Annotated in this window: 20 protein-coding genes and 1 pseudogene; 16 read left to right on the plus strand and 5 right to left on the minus strand. The window is 71.8% G+C overall.

All coding sequences use genetic code 11. The features are described from left to right. Positions 1–64: 64 nt before the first annotated feature. Positions 65–1828, minus strand: coding sequence for an enoyl-CoA hydratase-related protein (locus tag Ade02nite_RS14090; protein ID WP_203762096.1), 1764 nt, complete (start codon positions 1826–1828; stop codon positions 65–67). A gap of 162 nt (positions 1829–1990) precedes the next feature. On the opposite strand from Ade02nite_RS14090, the gene mfd reads away from it, so the two are divergent. From mfd to Ade02nite_RS14130, 7 genes are all read left to right on the plus strand, one after another. Continuing rightward, complete coding sequence (gene mfd, locus Ade02nite_RS14095; protein WP_203762158.1) at positions 1991–5605, plus strand: transcription-repair coupling factor; 3615 nt, start codon at positions 1991–1993, stop codon at positions 5603–5605. A 137-nt stretch (positions 5606–5742) separates the two neighbouring features. Further along, positions 5743–6450, plus strand: a complete 708-nt coding sequence (locus tag Ade02nite_RS14100; protein ID WP_203762098.1) for a hypothetical protein — start codon at positions 5743–5745, stop codon at positions 6448–6450. A gap of 20 nt (positions 6451–6470) precedes the next feature. Beyond that, positions 6471–7724, plus strand: coding sequence for a nucleoside triphosphate pyrophosphohydrolase (locus Ade02nite_RS49245; RefSeq protein ID WP_239168739.1), 1254 nt, complete (start codon positions 6471–6473; stop codon positions 7722–7724). A 9-nt stretch (positions 7725–7733) separates the two neighbouring features. Beyond that, positions 7734–9350 (plus strand): DUF885 domain-containing protein, encoded by a 1617-nt coding sequence (locus Ade02nite_RS14115; RefSeq protein ID WP_203762100.1) that lies wholly within the window; start codon positions 7734–7736, stop codon positions 9348–9350. 79 nt (positions 9351–9429) lie between these two features. Then, the gene (locus Ade02nite_RS14120) at positions 9430–10137 is read left to right on the plus strand and encodes a hypothetical protein (protein ID WP_203762102.1); all 708 of its coding nucleotides are present in this window, start codon (positions 9430–9432) and stop codon (positions 10135–10137) included. 138 nt (positions 10138–10275) lie between these two features. Beyond that, positions 10276–11508, plus strand: coding sequence for an RICIN domain-containing protein (locus Ade02nite_RS14125; RefSeq protein ID WP_203762104.1), 1233 nt, complete (start codon positions 10276–10278; stop codon positions 11506–11508). A gap of 100 nt (positions 11509–11608) precedes the next feature. After that, positions 11609–12850 carry a serine hydrolase domain-containing protein gene (locus tag Ade02nite_RS14130; protein ID WP_203762106.1) on the plus strand — a complete coding sequence of 414 codons (1242 nt, stop codon included), beginning with the start codon at positions 11609–11611 and terminating at the stop codon, positions 12848–12850. On the opposite strand, the gene Ade02nite_RS14135 is transcribed toward Ade02nite_RS14130, so the two are convergent. From Ade02nite_RS14135 to Ade02nite_RS14150, 4 genes are all read right to left on the minus strand, one after another. Then, positions 12847–13296, minus strand: a complete 450-nt coding sequence (locus Ade02nite_RS14135) for a hypothetical protein (RefSeq protein WP_203762108.1) — start codon at positions 13294–13296, stop codon at positions 12847–12849. The genes Ade02nite_RS14130 and Ade02nite_RS14135 overlap by 4 nt on opposite strands. After that, positions 13293–13817, minus strand: a complete 525-nt coding sequence (locus Ade02nite_RS14140; protein ID WP_203762110.1) for an RNA polymerase sigma factor — start codon at positions 13815–13817, stop codon at positions 13293–13295. Before Ade02nite_RS14140 ends, Ade02nite_RS14135 begins: the two co-directional genes overlap by 4 nt. Before the next feature lie 100 nt (positions 13818–13917). After that, entirely contained in the window at positions 13918–14580 is a 663-nt protein-coding gene (locus Ade02nite_RS14145; RefSeq protein WP_203762112.1) for a hypothetical protein, read from the minus strand. Between the two features lie 42 nt (positions 14581–14622). After that, positions 14623–15246: a PilZ domain-containing protein gene (locus tag Ade02nite_RS14150; RefSeq protein ID WP_239168740.1), complete on the minus strand. Its 624-nt coding sequence runs from the start codon at positions 15244–15246 to the stop codon at positions 14623–14625. Between the two features lie 166 nt (positions 15247–15412). Between Ade02nite_RS14150 and eno the strand changes: the two genes are divergently transcribed. The 9 genes and pseudogenes from eno to Ade02nite_RS14195 all read left to right on the plus strand — a co-directional run. Beyond that, positions 15413–16696, plus strand: a complete 1284-nt coding sequence (eno, locus tag Ade02nite_RS14155) for a phosphopyruvate hydratase (protein WP_203762114.1) — start codon at positions 15413–15415, stop codon at positions 16694–16696. An 84-nt stretch (positions 16697–16780) separates the two neighbouring features. Then, on the plus strand, positions 16781–17329 hold the full coding sequence (locus Ade02nite_RS14160) for an FtsB family cell division protein (RefSeq protein WP_203762116.1): 549 nt from the start codon (positions 16781–16783) through the stop codon (positions 17327–17329). A gap of 1 nt (position 17330) precedes the next feature. Further along, on the plus strand, positions 17331–17822 hold the full coding sequence (locus Ade02nite_RS14165) for a DUF501 domain-containing protein (RefSeq protein ID WP_203762118.1): 492 nt from the start codon (positions 17331–17333) through the stop codon (positions 17820–17822). A gap of 1 nt (position 17823) precedes the next feature. After that, complete coding sequence (locus Ade02nite_RS14170; protein ID WP_239168741.1) at positions 17824–18318, plus strand: amino-acid N-acetyltransferase; 495 nt, start codon at positions 17824–17826, stop codon at positions 18316–18318. Then, entirely contained in the window at positions 18315–19223 is a 909-nt protein-coding gene (locus Ade02nite_RS14175; protein ID WP_203762122.1) for a Ppx/GppA phosphatase family protein, read from the plus strand. The genes Ade02nite_RS14170 and Ade02nite_RS14175 overlap by 4 nt, the downstream gene beginning before the upstream one ends. Beyond that, entirely contained in the window at positions 19220–20053 is an 834-nt protein-coding gene (gene nadE / locus Ade02nite_RS14180) for an NAD(+) synthase (RefSeq protein ID WP_203762130.1), read from the plus strand. The genes Ade02nite_RS14175 and nadE overlap by 4 nt, the downstream gene beginning before the upstream one ends. Positions 20054–20086: 33 nt before the next feature. After that, positions 20087–20416, plus strand: coding sequence for a PadR family transcriptional regulator (locus Ade02nite_RS14185; protein WP_203762133.1), 330 nt, complete (start codon positions 20087–20089; stop codon positions 20414–20416). Continuing rightward, on the plus strand, positions 20413–21366 hold the full coding sequence (locus Ade02nite_RS14190; protein WP_203762135.1) for an HAAS signaling domain-containing protein: 954 nt from the start codon (positions 20413–20415) through the stop codon (positions 21364–21366). Before Ade02nite_RS14185 ends, Ade02nite_RS14190 begins: the two co-directional genes overlap by 4 nt. Before the next feature lie 97 nt (positions 21367–21463). Beyond that, positions 21464–21673 (plus strand): annotated as a pseudogene (locus Ade02nite_RS14195) (hypothetical protein); the annotation flags it as partial.

Below are 21673 nucleotides of genomic sequence, written 5' to 3' on the forward strand. Positions count from 1 at the left end.
CGTATCGGCGCGACCCCAGTGCCGGGCAAACTGAGGCAAGTCTCACCTTGGGACGAGGAATGCTTCAGGCGGATACCGGAATCGCCGGTCGCAGGGTAGCGGAGCGCCGCGGCCGGGCGGTGGCGGCCGGCCGCCAGGCGGGCAGCAGCCGCTGCGGGGTCCGGGTGGCGCGCGCCTTGGTGACGAAGGCGTGCCGCGCGGCCGCGAAGCCGGACCGGTCGCCGTACATGTCGCGGCTCATCTCGGCCAGCTCACGGGCCTCGTAGACCTCCAGCGGCACCCGCTCGGCGGCGAGCCGCCGGGCCTTCGCCTGGCGCCGTCGCCGGGCGGCGCGCGGGTCGCTCTCGCGCTCGGCGAGGGCCACCAGCCATTCCGCGTACGCGTCGGGGTGGCGCGGGCCGACCTCGTCGACCAGGCCGAGGCCGGCCGCCCGGGCGGCGCTCACCGGTAGCTTGTCGTCGACCAGGCGCTGGGCCTGATCCGCGCCGACCCGCCGGGGCAGCGTGAAGGTGTGCAGCTCCGACCCGTACAGCCCCATGTCGTAGTAGGGGTTGAGCACGATCCCGTCGCGGGCCGCGACGACGTCCGCGCCGAGCCCGAGCATCACGCCGCCCGCGCCGGCGCTGCCCGCGTAGCCGGCGATGACCACCTGCTTGGTGCAGGTGACGATCTCGCGGCAGACGTCGTTGATCGCTCGGATGTTCGTCCACGCGGTGCGGGCCGGGTCGGGAGCCGCCTCGATCACGTTGAGGTGGATGCCGTTGCTGAAGGCGTCCGTGCCGCCGCGCAGCACCAGCACGTCGGTGTCCTGCGCGACGGCGTGCCGCAGGCCGGCGAGCAGCCGCCGGCAGTGCCCGGGCGCCATCGCGCCGTTGTAGAAGTCGAAGGTGAGCCATCCGACGCGCCCGGTGCGGCGGTAGCGGACCTGCCGGTAGGCGCCCGGCGACTCGGACTCGCTGTCGGCGGGCAGGGGCGAGTGGGGCACCCCGCGCAGGCGCGCGCCGAGCAGCGTCGTCGCGGGCAGCTTGATGCCGGCACGGGGGTGCTGCGGGTCGGCGGCGCGCAGGTGGCCGAGCCAGAGGCCGCCGTCCCCGGTGCCGACCAGCACGGCGCCCTGCCGGCGGCTGAGGATCTGCCCCGGGCGCGCCGTGCGGGCGGCGCCGGGCGTGCCGTCGTACGCGAAGACGGCCAGCCCGCCGATCTCGGTGCGCACGCCCGGCGCGCCGTCGGCGGCCCTGATCGAGCGGAGGATGTGCTCGGTCGGGTCGGTCCAGTCGAAGGCGCGCTTGTCCTGGGTCATCAGCGGGCGGGGCCGCGCGCCGGGCGTCTCGGTGGGGGCGTGGTCCGGCGGCACCGGGGTGAAGGAGGGGTCGCCGGCCTTGGCCACGACCTCGAAGACGCACTCCAGTGCCGCGTCCGCGACCGGCCCGTTGTAGAGCGACGACTTGCGCGGCGGCGTCGCGGAGAGGGCGAAGGTGCGGGTCGCCCAGATCGGCCCGGCGTCCATCTCCTCCACGGCCTCCAGCGCGGTGACGCCCCAGCCGCGGGCGCCCTCGGCGATGGCCCAGTCCAGTGAGGAGGGCCCGCGGTCGCCGACCGGGCCCGGATGGATGATCACGGTGCGGCGGTGCCGCCAGATCTCCGCGGGCACCCGGTCCTTGAGAAAGGGGCAGAGGATCAACTCCGGGTCGGCCTGCCGGACGCCCTCGATCATGTCGGCCGCGCCGGTCGCCAGCTGCACCCCCACGTCGTGGCCGGCCTCGCGCAACGCGCACCAGACGCGCTGGCTGAGCCCGTTGAACGCCGTGACGAGCAGCAGGATCCGCAAGGTGGCCTCCCTCAGAGATGTGCCTACGGACTCTTCACCCGGCATAGGCGCTTTTGTCGGACATCTTGTGCGCCCGTGGAATGTCACACGGGCGGACTAGACTTGGCGCCGTACCCCCGCCCCTCCTGGGCGTTGGGGTTTTTCGACGTGGAGATCTCCGTCATGCAGCTTTCCGGTCTGATCCCGGCCGCTCTTCGCGATCGCGGCCTGGCGCGCGCCCGCGACCTGGCGCGCAAGGGCTTCGTCGACTCCGACTCACTCGACCTGACGGCGCCCGCGTCGCTGCGCCCGTTCCTGGTCGCCACCGTGGCCGGCGCGGCCGAGACGGGCGGCGCCGGGCGGCCGGTCCTCGCCGTCACGGCCACCAGCCGCGAGGCCGACGACCTGGCCGACGCGCTCGGCTGCCTCCTGCCGGCCGGCCGGGTCGTCGTCTATCCGTCCTGGGAGACGCTGCCGCACGAGCGGCTGTCGCCCCGCTCCGACACGGTCGGCCGGCGCCTCGCCGTGCTGCGCCGCCTCGCCCACCCCGCGCCCGGCGACGAGATCCAGGTCGTCGTCGCGCCGGTCCGCTCGGTGCTCCAGCCCCAGCTCAAGGGCCTCGGCGACCTCGAGCCGGTCGAGCTGACCACCGGCGGCGAGGCCGAGCTCGAGGGGGTCGCCCGCCGGCTCACCGACATGGCGTACGCGCGGGTCGACCTGGTCACCAAGCGCGGCGAGTTCGCCGTGCGCGGCGGCATCCTCGACGTCTTCCCGCCCACCGACGAGCACCCGTCCCGGGTCGAGTTCTGGGGCGACGAGGTCGAGGAGATCCGCACCTTCGCGGTCGCCGACCAGCGCACCATCGACCCGGTCCAGCGGCTCTGGGCGCCGCCGTGCCGCGAGCTGCTGCTGACGCCTTCTGTGCGCGCCAAGGCCGCCGCCCTCGCCGCGGAGCACCCGGAACTGTCCGAAATCCTGGACAAATTGGCCGAAGGCATCCCGGTCGAGGGCATGGAGTCGCTCGCGCCGGCGCTGCTCGACGGCACCGACAGCATGGAGCTGCTGCTCGACTGCATGCCGGCCGACACCCACGTGCTGCTCTGCGACCCCGAGCGCATCCGCACCCGGGCGCACGACCTCACCCGCACCTCCGCCGAGTTCCTGGAGGCCTCCTGGGCCGCCGCCGCCGTCGGGGGTCAAGCGCCCATCGACGTCGGCGCCGCCGCCTTCAAGACCCTCGCGGACGTGCGAGCGCACGCCGCGACCCTGCGTCAGCCGTGGTGGACGGTGTCGCCGTTCGGCCTCACCGAGGCCGAGGAGACGCCGGTCGACGACCAGCCGTGGCTCGAGACCCCGGTCGTCGAGGTCTCGCCCGACGCCGGCGACGCCATCGCGCTGGCCGCCCAGCCCGTGCCGCTCTACCACGGCGACACCGCCAAGCTCGCCGCCGACCTGAACGAGTGGGCCGCCGCCGGCTGGGCCATCGCGCTGGTCTTCGAGGGGCACGGCACGGCGCAGCGCGCCACCGAGGTGCTGCGCGACGCGGGCCTGGGCGTCACCCCGGCCGACTCGCTCGAGGCGCCGATCGAGCCGGGCCAGCTCGTCGTCACCCGCGGCGGGCTCAACCACGGCTTCATCGACGCCGGCTCCCAGCTCGCGGTGATCACCGGCAACGACATCACCGGCGGCCGCGGCGCCTCCACAAAGGACATGCGCAAGATGCCGTCGCGGCGGCGCAACACGATCGACCCGCTCGAGCTCAAGCCGGGCGACTTCGTGGTGCACGAGCAGCACGGCATCGGCAAGTACGTCGAGCTGGTGCAGCGCACGGTCAACGGCGCCGACCGCGAATACCTCGTGATCGAATACGCGCCGTCCAAGCGCAACCAGCCCGGCGACCGGCTCTACGTGCCGACCGACCAGCTCGACCAGCTCTCCCGCTACGTCGGCGGCGAGTCGCCGTCGCTGCACAAGATGGGCGGAGCCGACTGGCAGAAGAGCAAGGCCCGCGCGCGCAAGGCGGTCAAGGAGATCGCCGCCCAGCTCATCCAGCTGTACGCGGCGCGGCAGGCGTCCCAGGGCCACGCGTTCGGCCCCGACACGCCGTGGCAGCGCGAGCTCGAGGACGCCTTCCCCTACCAGGAGACGCCCGACCAGCTCGCCGCGATCTCCGAGGTCAAGCACGACATGGAGCTGTCCGTCCCGATGGACCGCCTGATCTGCGGCGACGTCGGCTACGGCAAGACCGAGATCGCGGTGCGGGCGGCGTTCAAGGCGGTGCAGGACGGCAAGCAGGTGGCGGTGCTCGTGCCGACGACCCTGCTCGCCCAGCAGCACTTCAACACGTTCACCGAGCGCATGTCGCAGTTCCCGCTCACCATCAAGCAGCTGTCCCGCTTCCAGACCCCGGCCGAGGCCCGGCTGACTCTCGAGCAGGCGGCGAACGGCACCGCCGACATCGTGATCGGCACCCACCGGCTGCTGGCCAACTCCACCAAGTTCAAGAACCTCGGCCTGATCATCGTGGACGAGGAGCAGCGCTTCGGCGTCGAGCACAAGGAGCAGCTCAAGGCCCTGCGCGCCTCGGTCGACGTGCTCACCATGTCGGCCACGCCGATCCCGCGCACGCTCGAGATGGCGATCACCGGCATCCGCGAGATGTCGACGATCGCCACCCCGCCCGAGGAGCGCCACCCGGTGCTCACCTTCGTCGGCGCCCACGACGAGAAGCAGGTCGCCGCGGCCGTGCACCGCGAGCTGCTCCGCGACGGCCAGGTCTTCTACCTGCACAACCGGGTCGAGTCGATCGACAAGGCGGCACGCAAGCTGCGCGAGCTGGTGCCCGAGGCGCGGGTGGCGGTGGCGCACGGCCAGATGAGCGAGGAACAGCTCGAAAAGGTCATGGTCGGCTTCTGGGAGAAGGAGTTCGACGTCCTGGTCTGCACCACGATCGTCGAGTCCGGCATCGACATCCCGAACGCCAACACGCTGATCGTCGAGCGGGCCGACCTGCTCGGCCTGGCCCAGCTCCACCAGATCCGCGGCCGCGTCGGCCGGGGCCGCGAGCGGGCGTACGCCTACTTCCTCTACCCGCGCGAGAAGCCGCTCACCGAGCAGGCCCACGAGCGGCTGGCGACCATCGCCCAGCACACCGAGCTCGGCGCCGGCATGTACGTGGCGATGAAGGACCTCGAGATCCGCGGCGCCGGCAACCTGCTCGGCGGCGAGCAGTCCGGCCACATCGAGGGCGTCGGCTTCGACCTGTACGTGCGGATGGTCGGCGAGGCGGTGCAGGCGTTCAAGGGCGAGCGCCCCGAGGAGGAGCCCGAGGTCAAGATCGACCTGCCGGTCGACGCCCACCTGCCGGTCGACTACATCGCCGTCGAGCGGCTGCGCCTGGAGATGTACCGCAAGCTCGCCGAGGCCCGCGACGAGCAGGCGCTGCGCGAGGTCGTCGCCGAGATGACCGATCGGTACGGTGAGCCGCCCGCCCAGGTGGCCAACCTCATCGCGGTCGCGCGTTTCCGCCAGCGCGCCCGGGCGTACGGCCTCACCGACGTCTCGATGCAGGGCAAGCACATCCGCTTCTCGCCGCTGCCGCTGCCCGACTCCAAGCAGCTGCGGCTCAAGCGCTACCACCCGGACGCCGTCTACAAGCAGGCGAACGACCAGGTCAGCGTGCCCCGGCCGAGCACACGCCGGCTCGGCGGCGAGCCGCTGCGTGACCAGGCCCTGCTGGAGTGGTGCGCCCAGCTGCTGACCGACGTCCTCGGCGAGCCGGCTCCCGTTCCGGCATAACCGTTCGGGCCGGCCGGCGTTGTCCTGACGGGACGCGCCGGCCGGGCCTTTGACCGATCTTCGGCGGGGCGGGTGACGTGGGTCATAGAGGTCGTGAGAGAGTCATGGCCATGCAGCGTGCCCGCCGACTCGCATCCATGGCCGTCGTCGCGTCCCTGACCGTGGCCGGCCTCTCCGCCTGCCGCTCCGAGCCCTCGGTCGCCGCCTATGTGGGTGACTCCACCCGCATCACCGAGAAGCGGGTGCAGGAGATCTGGGACGACGCCCGCACCTCCCTGTCGGAGGCCGGGGCACAGGGCACCGTCCCGATCTCGCGCGGCGACATCGTCCGCACGCTGGTCAGCGCCGACGTGATGACCGAGGTCGCCAAGCGCGAGAACGTCACGCTCCCCACCAACCTGCCGCTCGGCGACTACGCCACCCAGCTCAAGCTGCCCGAGCAGGCCGAATACGTGCGGCTCTACGCCGAGAGCGACGCCCTGATCCGCCTGCTCCGCGAGCGCGCCGGCGCGTCCGCGTCGTCCGGCGCCCAGCCCAGCGACGACGACCTCCGCACCGTCTACGACACCCTGCGCGAGGCCGGCGAGGTCGACCCGAGCCTGCCCTTCGAGCAGTTCAAGACCCAGCTCCCGGCCGACAACCTGCAACTGGTCACCACGTCGGCCGCCGTCCGCGACGAGGTGGCCGCCGCCGCCGGCGACCTGAAAATCAAGGTCAATCCCCGCTACCAGCCCCTGCAGATCTCGGTCCTCGACTTCCAGACCCAGCAGGGCCAGCTCCGCCCCCTGGTCACCGTCCCCCTCGGCGCCGCCGACGCCGGCGCCCCGGTGATCGACGTGTCCTGAGAGCTGGCACAGTTGGCGACATGACCGCTCGGATCGTCCTGCTCGTCACCTCACCACGCCTGCCCGCGGGCCTGCTGACGGCCGCCGCCTGGGACACCGTCCGCGCCCACCCGGTCTACGCCGCCGCCGACTCACCCCAGGCGGCGGCCCTCCGCGCCGGCGGCGTCCCGGTAACGGTCATCCCACCCGACCCGGAGGCGCTGCTGGCCGCCCTCACGGGCACCACCCCCGCGCCCCCCGCGCCCCGTCTCACGCTTACCGCGCCTACCACGCCCACGCCCGCCGCGCCCACCCCGCCCGCGCCCACCCCGCCCGCGCCCGCCGCGCCCACCACGGCCGCGCCCGCCGCGCCCACCACGGCCGCGCCCGCCGCGCCCGCCGCGCCCGCCGCGCCCGCCGCGCCCGCGCCCACCCCGCCCGGCACGGCCGCCTCCTCTGCCTCCCCGTCCACCGCCGCTTCCTCTTCACCGGATATTTCGGAAATGTCCGGTGTTGGGGGAACCGTCGTGTGGCTTGCGGGGCCCGACGGGGACGAGAGCTTCGCCCGGTCGCTCGGGTTGCGCCTTGCCCGCGAGCCCGGTCTCGCCGAGCTCGAGCTCATGTACGGCTCCTGGGATCCGCCCGGCGCCCGCCTGCTCGACGCCGTGGCCGTGATGGACCGGCTCGTCTCGCCCGGCGGGGACCCGTGGAAGCGGCAGCAGAACCACCGCACCCTCGCGCAATATCTCCTGGAGGAGAGCTACGAGGCGTACGACACGATCGAAAGCGGCGACACCGACGCGCTTCGCGAGGAGCTGGGCGACGTACTGCTGCAGGTCCTGCTCCACGCCCGCCTGGCCGAGGAGCATCCCGAGGACGAGCGCTGGAGCATCGACGACGTGGCCGGCGGCTTCGTCGACAAGATGATCCGCCGCAACCCGCACGTCTTCGCCGGCGAGCGGGTCGCCGACATCGAGGAGATCACCGCCAACTGGGAGCGCATCAAGAAGGCCGAGAAATCCCGCCGGTCCGTGCTCGACGGCATCGCCCTCTCCCAGCCCGCACTCGCCCTCGCTGCCAAGATCCTTTCTCGTACGCGGCGAGCGGGTCTCCCGGTGCCGCTCCCCGGTGGCGACGACGTCGGCTCCCGCCTGCTCCGCCTCGTCGCCGAGCACCCCGACGCCGAGCACCTGCTGCGCCAGGCCGCCCTGGACTACGCCGAAGCCGTGCGTGCGCGCGAGAACGTCGCCCCGTCCCACCGCCCTGAGCCGGACCGAAGGCTCGATGCCGAGTAGGTTTCTCGCATGCCGGAGTTCGTACCCCTAGCCGAGCGCATCGTCGACGCCATCCTCGAGGCCGATCCCGGGCTCGCCACCGAGACGGGCGACCACCGTTTCGACGACCGCATGCCCGACCTCTCGCCGGGCGCCGTCGCCGCCCGGGTCGCCATGCTGCGCGACGCCGCCGACGCGCTCTCCGGGGTCGACGCCGACGGCCTCGACGCCGAGGACCAGGTCGACCACGGCATCCTGTCCGCCCTCGTCGAGCGGGGCCTGTTCGAGGCCACCGACGTCCGCGAGCACGAGTGGAACCCGCTGCACCACAACCCCGGCCCGCTGCTGCACGCTCTGCTCTCCCGCCAGTTCGCGCCGGCCGAGGAGCGCCTGACCAGCCTCGCCGGCCGGCTCGCCGCGATCCCCGACGCGCTCGCCACCGCCCGCGCCGTGCTGCGTGACGTGCCGCGCATCCACGCCGAGACCGCGATCGGCCAGTTCGCCGGCACGGCCGGCCTGATCCGCGACGAGGTGCCCCTGCTCCTCGAGCAGGAGCCCGGCATGCGCGCCACCGTCGAGCCCGCCGCGGCCACCGCCGTCGCCGCGCTCGGCGAGTTCGACGGCTGGCTCCGCGGCCTCCTCGACGGCGGCGACCCCGGCCGCGACCCGCGCCTGGGCCGCCGGCTCTGGGAGGCCCGCCTCTGGCACACGCTCGACACCGAGCTGCCCGCCGCCGAGGTGCTCTCCCGCGCCCGCGACAATCTCGCCCGCGTCGGCGAGGAGCTCCGCCAGGCCTCCGCCGAGCTGGTCGGCGGTCCCGCCACCGACGACACGGTCCGCCGCGCCCTCGACAGCCTCGCCGCCCAGCACCCCACCGACGAGACGATCGTCGCCCTGGCCCGCGTGACCATGGAGGAGGCCACCGAGTTCGTCCGCAAGCACGACGTGCTCAGCCTCGTCGACGACCCGCTCGTCATCGAGGAGATGCCCGAGTTCGCCCGCGGCGTCGCCGTCGCCTACTGTGACCCGCCGGGCCCGCTCGAGACCGCCGAGGTCCCGACGTTCTACTGCATCTCCCCGACTCCGGCCGACTGGTCCGCCCAGCGCGTCGAGTCGTTCTACCGCGAATACAACGACCACATGATCCGCGACCTCACCGTCCATGAGGCCATGCCCGGCCACTTCCTCCAGCTGGCACACGCCCGCCGCTTCCGGGCAGCCACCCGCGTGCGCTCGCTCGGCTGGTCCGGCCCGTTCGTCGAGGGCTGGGCCGTCTACGCCGAGGAGCTCATGTCGGGTCTGGGCTTCGGCGGCCTGCCCGTGCGCCTTCAGCAGCTCAAGATGCAGCTCCGGATGAGCCTCAACGCCATCATCGACCAGCTGACCCACTGCGAGGAGCTGCCCGAGTCCGAGGCCATGGCCATGATGACCGGCCCCGGCTTCCAGGAGGAGGGCGAGGCCGCCGGCAAGTGGCGCCGGGCCCTGCTCACGTCGACCCAGCTCTCCACCTACTTCGTCGGCTACACCGAGGTCTCCGCCCTGGCCGCCGCCCGCCCGTTCGGCGCCACCCCCAAGGCCTGGCACGACGCGATGCTCGCCCACGGCTCCCCGCCACCCCGCCACCTGCGCACCCTGCTCGGCGTCTGACCGAGCACGGTATCGTTCCGGCGTCTGTGGTAAGTGGACGGTCGCCGCGGTACGGCGCGACCGCGGCTCCGGGAAAGCGATGCGCAACCTCCGATCGGTCCTCCTCGCCCTCCCGCTGTCGGTGCTGGTGCTCGCCGGGTGCATCGACGCCGACTGGGAGGAATCCCCGCGCGGCACGCGAGCCGAGCCGACGGCAACCGGGCCGGCCGTCCAGGACGAGTTCCGCACGGCGTTGCGGCGGCTCCAGGCGGCCCCCTACCGATTCACTGCCGACAGTGAACTGACGGTCGCCACGCGCATCACCGCCACCGGCGTCCACGATCCGAAGGCGCACCGAATCGCCCGCACCTACCGCGTCACCGGCGACGACCCGCTCCAGGCCATCGTCATCGGCGACGACAGCTATTCCCGGATCAACGACAGCGAGCCCTGGCAGCACAGCAGCGTCGGCACCTTCGCGACCGTCACCGGCTTCGACCAGAAGGACCCGACCGGCCTGGCCCGCTTCGCCGAGAACGTCACGTCTGTCGAGCGCACCGGCGCACACGCCTACAGGGGCTCCTTCGTCCTGCCGAAGCGTTCCCGCTACCTCCCGCTGGGCATCCCGGCGCTCGAGATGACCGCCCGGTCCGCCGGCGACTTCATCGCCGCCACCGACCAGCAGGGCAACATCGCCTCAATCGGCACGGTCGTCAGGACGCCCGATCTCACGTTCGTGATGACCACCAAGTTCAGCGACCACGGCAAGACCGTCACGATAGCCAGACCGAAGAACATCACCGGCTGACAGACCGCACGCCCTGCCCGACCCGGCCCCTTCTGGAAATGAGATTAACTATTCCTTGAATCAACCTCTGTCGATGCCTCAGGATGGAGGCCAGCGGCGCCGCCCCCATCCCCGCTCTCCTCCCCTGAGGTACCTGCCATGAGTCTGCTCAGACGTGTCCTCATCGCCGTCCTGGCTGCCGCCGCCGTGCTCGTTGTGCCGGTGGGTGCGCGTGCCGCCGAGCCGTTCAAGGTGCTGGCGTTCTACAACGGCACCTGGGACGCCGCGCACATCGACTTCGACAAGGAAGCCCGCGAATGGTTCCCGCAAGCCGGCGCGCAGCACGGCTTCACGTGGGAGGCGACCACCGACTGGAGCCGGCTCAGCGCGAGCGGGCTGGCGCCGTACAAGCTGATCATGTTTTTGGACGACGCGCCGCCGGTGGAGAGGCGGGCCGCGTTCCAGCAGTACATGCAGAGCGGCGGCGCCTGGCTCGGGTTCCACGTCAGCGCGTTCACGACCGACGCGAACAGCTGGAGCTGGTACTACAACACGTTCCTCGGCTCCGGGAACTTCGCCACCAACACGTGGGGGCCGACCGCCGAGACGTTGCGGATCGACGACCGCACCCATCCGACCACGGCCGGCCTGCCCGCCACGATCACGTCGTCGGTCAGTGAGTGGTATTCGTGGAGCCGCGACCTGCGGCAGAACCCGGACATCGACGTCCTGGCGTCGGTCGACGCGTCCAGCTTCCCGGTCGGCACCGATCCGAACCAGCAGTGGCGCAGCGGCTACTACCCTCTTATGTGGACGAACCGCAACTACAAGATGATCTACGCGAACTTCGGGCACAACGCGATGAACTACGAGACCAACACGCGTACGTCGTCGACCTTCGCCAGCGCGCAGCAGAACCAGTGGCTCATCAACAGCATCCTCTGGCTGGCGGGTGCGCAGGGCGAGCCGTCCGCCTGGCATCCCGTCGTCAACGACAACAGCGGCAAGTGCCTCGACGCCCGCGCCGCCGGCACCGTCAACGGCACAGCGATCCAGCAGTACGCCTGCAACGGCACCAGCGCCCAGCAGTACCAGCTCGTCCCCACCAGCGACGGCTACGTGCGCATCGCCAACCGCGGCAACCCCGCCCAGGTCCTCGATGTCACCGACGTGTCCACCGCCGACAACGCCAAGATCCAGACTTGGTCGTACGGAGGGGGAGCGAACCAGCAGTGGCTGCCCGTCGACGAGGGCGGCGGCCACTACCACTTCGTGAACCGCAACAGCGGCAAGTGCCTCGACGTCCCGGCCGCCTCGCTCGCCGACAGCGTGCAGCTCGTCCAGTACACCTGCAACGGCACCGCCGCCCAAAGCTTCAGGCTGGCGCAATAGTCCTAGCCCCACCCTGTGTCCGGGGGCTCGCCGGATGGGATCGCATCGAAAAGCTTCATACCGTCGGTCTGTCCATCGATTCCCGACGGGGGAGGGGAACATGCGAGAACATCTGATCCGGTACGGCGCCGCGACCGCGCTGGCCGCGGCGCTCGTGGCCGGGACGGCGGGTCCCGCGGCCGCCGGTACGCGCGCGCATTCACCAGAACGAACGTTCTATCCACCGAACGCCACCGCCGACGGTGCTCGCGGGTCCGGTGATTCCCGGGTGCCGGCGGCGGACCTCCAGCAGGCCGTCGACGATCTGCACAGGCTGGGCATCACGGGGGTGCAGGGCCTGACCAGGATCGGCCGCGACACGGACACGGCCCGCGCCGGCGTCGGCGACCTCGACAAGGGGACGCCGGTGCCGGTCGACGGTTACTTCCGGATGGGCAGCAACACCAAGACGTTCGTCGCGGTGACCGTGCTCCAGCTCGCCGGCGAGCGGCGCCTCTCGCTCGACGACACGGTGGAGCGGTGGCTGCCGGGAGTCGTCAGCGGCAACGGCCACGACGGCAGCCGGATCACCGTGCGGCAGCTGCTCCAGCACACCAGCGGGATCTACAACTACACCAACGAGATCGAGGCGCTCGGGTCGCACGAGAGCTACCTGGCGCACCGGTACGACCACTGGAACGACGCCGCTCTCGTCGCCCTGGCGATGAAGCACGCGCCCGTCTTCGCGCCCGGCACCCGATGGGACTACTCGAACACCAACTACATCCTCGCCGGGATGATCGTCGAGAAGGCCACCGGCCGTCCGTGGCCCGCGGAGGTCCGCGACCGCGTCCTCCGGCCTCTCGGCCTGCGGCACACGTCGTACCCGGGCGACCGTCCCACGCTGCCGGCCCCGCACGCCAAGGCGTATCAGCAGTGGGCGCCGGACGGCCCGCTGTACGACACGACGGCCTTCAACACGACCGCCGCCTCCGCCGCGGGTGGCCTGATCACCACGCCCACCGATCTGGCGCGCTTCTGGCAGGCCCTCCAGCAGGGGCGCCTGCTGAAGCCGCGGCAGATGGCCGAGATGCACCGCACGGTCTTCGCGGAGACCTGGCAGGACTTCCTGCCGGGCGCCCGCTACGGCCTGGGCATCGCGTTCGTTCCCAACCGCTGCGGCGGCTATTGGGCGCACGGCGGCGACGTCCTCGGCACCCACACGGCCAACGCGGTGAGCCCCGGCGGCGGGCGCGTCGCCGTCCTGTCCCTGACCACCCAGCCGGGGTCCGAGGAGACGGCCTTGACGGTCCAGCGCCGCATCGACCGCCTCATGGACGACGTCATCTGCGGGAGGGGTTAGCGGCCGAGAAGCAGGGCCCGGCGGAGCAGCCGGGCCCTCGCTCGCCGGGCGGCGTGCAGGTTGCCCGCGGCCGCCACGCCGAGGACCGCGATGACGACGATCAGCCAGGGCGAGAGCCGATGCCGCCCGAGGGCGATGGCCAGACCGCCGGCGGTGAACAGCAGCCAGGCGGCGACGCCGAGCCACGCCGCGACCACCCGATCGCGGGCGAACAACGGCGTCCGGCGGGTGACCGCCCACCCGGCGAACCCGGCCCACGCGAGGCCGATCGCCACGAGCACTCCGAAGGCCACGTGCGTGCGCGCCGGCAGAACCGGTTCGGTCGCCCACAGCAGGGCGATCAGCGAGCTTCCCGTGAGTCCCGCCAGCCCGGCCGCCACAGAGGACACGCGGCGGCGCAGGGACAGCGGAGCTTCCAGTCCGGTGAGGACGTCGTCGGGCGTCATGCCTGGTACCCCTTTCGCAGAAGCTCGGCTCGCAGCAGTCGCCGAGCGCGGTGGAGACGGGATTTCACGGTTCCGACGGGCACGTCGCAGATCTGAGCGCACGCGTCGAGCGGCAGATCCTCCAGATAGAACAGCAGCACCACTTCCCGCTCGGCGCGCGGCAGCGCGGCCAGCGCCCCGTCGACGAGTTCCCGGTCGAGGACCAGGTCGGTGTCCGAGCCGTCCGCCGGCAGGTCGCCGGTGATCGGCTCGCTTTCCGCCGACGCGTACGCCTGCCGCAGCCGATTCATCACCGCCCGCCGCGCGATCGCGAAGAGCCACGGCGCGAACCGCTCGGGTTGCCGCAACCGCGGAAGCCCTCGAACGACCGCCAGCCAGACCTCCTGCACCACGTCGTCGTCGGCCCGCCCCAGCATCCGCCCGACGTAGCGCTCCACGGGCTGATGCCAGGCACGCACCAGATCGCCGAACGCGTCACGGTCGCCCAACTGGCAGCGGACCACCAGCGCCTCGTCCCTCATGCCTTGCTCAGTCGCGTCAGCCCTCGCAGAAGTTCACGCCGAGACAGGGAAGGGGAAGGGCGCGACGGGAGCCCGGGCCGAGGGACACGGCCGGTGCCGCTCAGCGCTGGGAGGTCAGCTTGGCCTTGGCGGGGACGGTGAAGGCGTCGGCCGACGTGTCGTCGGTGAGAGCGGTCAGGGTGACGTCCGTCTGCTTGCCGGCGATGGTGGCGGTGAAGCTGGCCAGCGCGCCCTCATTGGTGACGCACAGGTCGAAGGCGCTGGCGGGCGTGCCGGTCACCCCGTCGAGCGAGAGGCACGTGGCGTGGCGGCCGGCGATCGTCGTGTCGCGCTGCTCGGAGACGACCTCGGGGTCGAGCGCGGCCGTGGCCAGCATCGCCTGGGCGGCCTCGGGGGTGACCAGCGCGCCGGTCAGGGTGGCCGGCGCGGCCGGGTCGGGTGCCGACTCCGTGCAGGAGCTGCCCTTGCATCGGATGGTGGCCGAGGGCGTGACGATGAGGCGGCCGCCCGGATAGACGTACGCGGATCGGGCGGGCTTTTGCGCCTGGGTGATGGTGGCCGTGTCGCCGCCGGCCAGGTGGTAGGTGGCCGTGTAGGTGAGCGCGTCGCCGGCGGCGAGCTGAGCCGCCGTCTCGGAGATCAGGTCGTCTCGGGTGAGGCTCGCGGCGCTGGCCTCGTCGAGGCCGGTGCAGGCCGTGGTGCCGAGCAGGAGCGCGCCGGCGGCGAGCAGGCCGAGCGGGGTAAGGCGCGGGACACGGGGCACGACTGACACCATGGCCTACGCGCGCAACCCCTCGCAAATCAGTTATTCGCCGCGGGCGCGGGCGCGCAGCTGGGCCTGCATGATGTAGCGCCGGATGATGCGCGCCTGATGCTCGTCCTTGTCCGGGAAGACCGCCACCAGCTCGACGATCAGCGGGCCGCGCACCGGCACCTGCTGGCGCACGGAGTTGACCTTGGTGGCGCGGGCCGGGAACTCCACGATCTCGTCGTCGAGCTGGATGCGGAGCGTGAGCTCGTCGCCGGGGCGGACCGTGACGTCGGTGAAGCGGGCGCGCACGGAGTGCTCGCTGAGGTCGTGCACGTGGCCCTGCGCCGCCTCCTCGCCGGGCAGGAGCAGCACGATCGGCTCCCCGCCGCCGCCCCGGACGAAGTTGCGGCTCTGCTCGATCGCCGGTTCGCCTGAGAAGCGCACTTCCACCCGGTTTCCGTCGATCGCCACCACGTTGCCCGCCAGCGCGTACCGGCCCCGGGGCGCGGCCGCCCAGCGCAGCGTGACCGTCGAGTTCTCCGGCGGCAGGTCGGCGATCGCCAGCGACAGCGTGATCACCGTGCCGGAGGCGTGCACGACGCGGACTTCGGGCATCGTCTCGCCGTAGGAGGTCATCTCCACGTACGACCCGTCGGCGGGCAGCATGGGTGCGCTCATAGTGCCGGTGTCATCGGCAGCCGGGCGGCGGAGCTTAGAGTTTTCACCGACCGCGCGTACGCCCGCCACCCCGGCTCGATACGCTCATTGCCGTGGTCGGCCGCAGGGTCGCGGTCGGAACTTGCAGCCTTACCCAAGGTGACATCAAGAGGGAGCGACACGACACATGGCCACCATCGAAGTGATCGTCGCCCGCGAGATCCTCGACTCCCGGGGCAACCCGACCGTCGAGGTCGAGGTCGGGCTCGACGACGGCACGGTCGGCCGCGCCGCGGTGCCCTCGGGCGCCTCCACGGGCGCGTTCGAGGCGATCGAGCTGCGCGACGGCGACAAGGGGCGCTACCTCGGCAAGGGCGTCGAGAAGGCCGTCGCCAACGTCGAAGACAAGATCGCCGACGAGCTCGTCGGCTACGAGGCCAGCGAGCAGCGGCTGATCGACCAGAAGATGCTCGACCTGGACGGCACCGCCGACAAGTCCGAGCTGGGCGCCAACGCGATCCTCGGCGTGTCGCTCGCGGTGGCCAAGGCCGCGGCGCTCTCCGCCGAGCTGCCGCTGTTCCGCTACGTCGGCGGCCCCAACGCGGCCGTCCTGCCGGTGCCGATGATGAACATCCTCAACGGCGGCGCCCACGCCGACTCGAACGTCGACGTGCAGGAGTTCATGATCGCGCCGATCGGCGCGCCCACCTTCCGCGAGGCGCTGCGCACCGGCGCCGAGGTCTACCACGCCCTCAAGTCGGTGCTGAAGAAGAAGGGCCTCTCGACCGGCCTGGGCGACGAGGGCGGCTTCGCGCCGAACCTGCCGTCCAACGCGTCCGCGCTCGACCTGATCGCCGAGGCCGTGCAGGCCGCCGGCTTCTCGCTGGGCACCGACATCGTGCTGGCCATGGACGTCGCGGCGACCGAGTTCTACTCCGACGGGTCGTACGTCTTCGAGGGCAACCCGAAGTCGACCGACGAGATGATCGCCTACTACGCCAAGCTGGCCGCGGACTACCCGATCGTCTCGATCGAGGACCCGCTGTCCGAGGAGGACTGGGCCGGCTGGAGCGCGATGACCTCCGAGCTCGGCAGCAAGATCCAGATCGTGGGCGACGACCTGTTCGTGACCAACCCGACCCGCATCGGCCGGGGCATCGCCGAGGGCGCGGCCAACTCGGTGCTCGTCAAGGTCAACCAGATCGGCTCGCTCACCGAGACGCTCGACGCTGTCGACCTGGCCCACCGGGCCGGCTTCACGACCATGATGAGCCACCGCTCGGGCGAGACCGAGGACACCACGATCGCCGACCTGGCCGTCGCGGTGGGCAGCGGCCAGATCAAGACCGGCGCGCCGGCCCGTTCCGACCGTGTCGCGAAGTACAACCAGCTGCTGCGCATCGAGGAGCAGCTGGAGGGCGCGGCCCGGTACGCCGGTGCGGGAGCTTTCCCGCGTTACCGCACGGCCTGACCCGTATCCGCTAGATCATGAAGTTGTGGCGCCTGCTTCTCCGGGCATAAGTTCGCAAGCAGGCGCCACGAGCGGGGGAGCAGGGTGACGACACAGCGACGAGCACCGAGCGGCCAGGGCCCGGCCCGCCGCCCCGCGTCGTCGCGCGTGCGCACGACCGGCTCGACCCGCATCCAGCGCAACCGGCCGTCCGCCTCCCGGCGCACGGTCACGGTCAACCGGGGCACGACCAAGCGGACCGCCGCCCCCCGGCCGCGCGCGCTGACCGGGCGCGCCACCGTCCTGATCATCGTGCTGATCGCGCTCGCCCTGGCGTACACCTATCCCTTGCGGGTCTATCTCGCCCAGCGCTCCCAGATCGAGCAGCTCGAGGCCGACCAGGCCGCCCAGCGCGAAAAGATCGCCCAGACGTCGCAAGAGCTCCAGAAGTGGAACGACCCCGAATACCTGCGCGCGCAGGCCCGCGAGAAGCTGTTCTACGTGCGCCCGGGGGAGATCCCCCTGCTGGTGCTCAACGACCCGGCCGGCGCCGCGGCCGACGCCGGTCAGAAAGATCCGGCGGCTCCACCCGACCGCTGGTACGACACGCTGTGGAGCAGCGTCCAAGCCGCAGACGCGGAGTCACAAAACTGATATGCAGGACGATCTCGACATCGTTGAGGCCCAGCTGGGCCGCCGCCCCCGGGGCACCCGAGCCGTCGCCCACCGCTGCCCCTGTGGCAACCCCGACGTCGTGGAGACGTCGCCGCGGCTCGAGGACGGCACCCCCTTCCCGACGCTCTACTACCTGACCTGCCCGCACGCGACCGCCGCGTGCAGCCGGCTGGAGTCGGCCGGGGTCATGCGCGACATGCAGGAGCGCCTCTCCACCGACCCGGAGCTCGCCGAGCGGTACCGCAGGGCCACCGAGGACTACCTGACCCGGCGCAAGGCGATCGAGGACGTGCCCGAGATCGCGCACGTCGCCGCCGGCGGCATGCCCGATCGGGTGAAATGCCTGCATGTCCACCTCGGGCACGCGCTGGCCGTGGGCCGCGGGGTGAATCCTTTCGGGGATGAGGTCCGCGACGCCGTCGAGCCGTGGTGGGCCGACGGCCCCTGCGTCCGGCGACAAGAAGAAGACTGACGTGGAGATCCGCCGGGCGCGCACCAAGGACGTGCGGGCCATCCGCGACCTGGTCGACACCTACACGAGCGACCGCCGGCTGTTGAGCAAGGCCACCGTCACCCTGTACGAGTCGGTGCAGGAGTTCTGGGTCGCCGTCGACGACCGCGACCGGGTCTACGGCTGCGGCGCCCTCCACGTGATGTGGGAGGACCTGGCCGAGATCCGTACGGTGGCGGTCGACCCGGCGATGCGCGGCCGGAAGATCGGCCACCGGATCGTGGAGCGCCTGATCGAGGTGGCCCGCGAGCTCGGGGTGGCGCGCGTGTTCTGCCTCACGTTCGAGACCCGCTTCTTCGGCTCGTTCGGCTTCACCGAGATCGACGGCGCGCCGGTGCCGCACGCGGTCTACGAGCAGTTGCTCCGCTCGTACGACGAGGGTGTCGCCGAGTTTCTCGACCTGGAACGCGTCAAGCCCAACACCCTGGGGAACACGAGAATGTTGTTGCACCTATGAGAGTCGCGGCGATCGACTGCGGCACCAACTCGATCCGGCTGCTCGTCGCGGACGTCGAGGGCGGCCGCCTCACCGACGTGGCCCGGCGGATGGAGATCGTCCGGCTCGGCGAGGGTGTCGACCGGACGGGCCGGCTCTCCGAGGCCGCTCTCGCCCGCACCAAGAAAGCCCTGGAAGTCTATGCGGCGGAGATCGAGTCGTCGGGCGCGTCCCGGGTGCGCATGTGCGCGACCTCGGCGTCGCGTGACGCCGACAACGCCCAGGAGTTCCGCGACATGGTCCGCGGGGTGCTCGGCGTCGACCCCGAGGTGATCACGGGCGACGAGGAGGCGCGGCTGTCCTTCGCGGGCGCCGTGGCCGGGCTGGCCGCCGAGCAGCCGTACCTGATCGTCGACATCGGCGGCGGCTCCACGGAGTTCGTCACGGGCGGTGCCGACGTCTCCGGTGCCATCTCCATGGACATCGGCTGCGTGCGGATGACGGAGCGTCACCTGCACGGCGATCCGCCGGCGCCGAGCGAGATCGTCGCGGCGGAGCGGGACATCCGGGCCGCCGTCGACGTCGCGCTCGCCGCGGTGCCGGCCCAGGACGCGAGGACACTGGTCGGGCTGGCCGGGACGGTCACGACCGTCGTGGCTCTCGCTCAGGGCCTTCCGGCGTACGACCCCGCGCGCATCCACCACGCGAGGGTGACCTACGACCAGGTCGCCGCCGTCACCGAGTCGCTGCTCGCCATGCCGGTCGCCGAGCGGCTGGCACTGCCGGTGATGCATCCCGGCCGGGCCGACGTGATCGGCGGGGGCGCCCTCATCCTGCGCATCATCATGGAACGCGCCGGTCAATCCTCGGTGATCGCCTCGGAGCACGACATTCTCGACGGGATCGCCTACAAACTGGTTGTATGACCAATCTTCGACAGCAGATCGTCGCCGAGCTCGGCGTCACGTCGTCTCTCGATCCCGCCGCCGAGATCCGGCGGCGGGTCGGCTTCCTCAAGGACTACCTGCGGTCGACCCCGGCCACGGGCTTCGTGCTGGGCATCAGCGGCGGCCAGGACAGCACGCTGGCGGGCCGGCTCTGCCAGATGGCCGCGTCCGAGTTGCGCGAGGAGGGGCACGACGCGACGTTCGTGGCGGTGCGCCTCCCGTACGGCGTGCAGGCCGACGAGCACGACGCGCAGATCGCCCTGAAGTTCATCCAGCCCGACCGGTCGATCGCGGTGAACGTCAAGCCCAGCTCGGACGCGGTGGCCGCCGAGACCGCGCGCGGCCTGCACGAGAACGTGTCGCAGCTGCGTGACTTCGTCCGCGGCAACATCAAGGCGCGCGAGCGCATGGTGGTCTGGTACGCGATCGCGGGCGAGCTGAACCTGCTCGTCGTCGGCACCGACCACGCCGCCGAGGCGGTCACCGGCTTCTTCACCAAATACGGCGACGGGGGAGTGGACGTCACGCCGCTGACCGGGCTGACCAAGCGCCAGGGCGCGGCGCTGCTGCGCGAGCTCGGCGCCCCGGAGAGCACGTGGCAGAAGGTGCCGACCGCCGACCTCGAGGACGACCGGCCGGCGCTGCCCGACGAGGAGGCGCTCGGCCTGACGTACGCCGAGATCGACGACTACCTGGAGGGGGCCGAGGTCTCGGCCGCCGTGTCCCAGCGGATCGAGTCGCTCTACCTCGCCACCCGGCACAAGCGGGCCGTTCCGGTGTCGCCGTTCGACGACTGGTGGCGCGCTTGACGGTATTTCGCACTGCGCAGTACTGTGCAGCGCGTGGATACCACCCAGCTCCTCAAGGGCGTGCTGGATCTGGCCGTCCTCGCCGCGCTGCGCGACGAGGACGGCTACGGCTACGACATCCTGCGCCGCCTCAGGTCCGCCGGCCTCGACGAGGTCGGTGACGCGTCCGTCTACGGCACGCTGCGGCGCCTGTTCGCCGCCGGCTTCCTCACCTCGTACGTGGTGCCCAGCGACGAGGGCCCCCACCGCAAGTACTACGGCCTCAACGCCGCCGGCCGCGCCGAGCTGGAACGATCCGCCAAGACCTGGAACGGCTTCGCATCCACCATGGACGACCTTCTTCGCGAGCGGGGGACGGCGTGAACATCACGGCGCAGGACGAGATTGCCGAATACGTGGCCGCGGTCCGGGAGGCGCTGGCCGGCCTGCCCGGCGCCACCCGCGACGAGCTCCTCGAGGACCTGCCGGAACACCTGGCGGAGGTCCGGGCCGAGGGCGGCGGCTCGCTGATCGACCGCCTGGGCCCGCCCGAGTCGTACGCGGCGGAGCTGCGCGCCACGGCCGGCTTCGTCGGCGGCTTCCCCGACCCGCCGCGCGGCAAGTGGGTGACGCCCGCCGAGGTGCGCGCCACCCTGATGCCGTTCGTCACCAAGGCCGACATCAAGATCGGACCCCTCATCGGGTACGGGAAAGCGAGCGACTTCCTCGTCCTGCTGCGCCCGGCGTGGTGGGTGCTCCGCGGCTATCTGGTCGCGATGGCGCTCGCGATGATGCTCGACAACAGCACCGGAAATCCGGGCCTGCTTCCCCGGGTCGGCGGCAGCGACATCATCGCGCTCATTCTGCTGGCCGGATGCATAGCCGGTTCCATTCTGCTCGGCAAGCGCGGCCTGCGGCTTTCGATGTGGCCCCGATACGCGCTCTATTCGGCGACCACGGTGCTGGTCATTTTCGGCCTGGCCGGTTTCACGACGGCCGACACCACTGTGCGCGATCCCGGCTACAACGGCGTCAGCTACGACACCAATCCCTACGGCAACATCCAAGACCTTTTCGTGTACGACCAGCAGGGCCGTCTCGTCGAGAACGCGCGCATCTTCGACCAGGACGGCGAGCCCCTTCAGATCGGCAGCGACTTCTGCACCGACGACTCCACCGGCGAGACGTGGCACACCCGCAACATGGGCTATCCGTACTGCCCGCAGGACGCGCCCTTCGGCCCCTCCCCGTCGCCGTCCGCCGCCGCTCCCTCCGCCGCCGCCCCTTCGTCATCGGCGGTCACACCCGCTCCCACCAGCACCACTGGTCGATAAAGGCTGGGTAACGGGGTCGCGTCCGGGCTCGGCCGATCGCTAATGTCCCTCTGCGATCGGTCGACCCCCTCGACCGGCCCCTCGAAAGGAACACCCAGTGAGCAACCCCGTCCCGCCTCCCGGTGGCGCCTACCCGCAGGGCGGCCAGCCCGGCTACCCCCAGGGTGGCCAGCCCGGTTACCCGCCGCCCGCCGGCGGCCAGCCCGGCTTCTCGCCCGCCGGCGGCCAGCCCGGCTACGCCCCGGCGGACGGTCAGCCCGGTTACCCGCCCGCCGGCGGTCAGCCCGGTTACGCGCCGCAGGGTCAG

This window comes from Paractinoplanes deccanensis (assembly GCF_016862115.1).
GTDB classification, from domain to species: Bacteria; Actinomycetota; Actinomycetes; order Mycobacteriales; family Micromonosporaceae; genus Actinoplanes; species Actinoplanes deccanensis.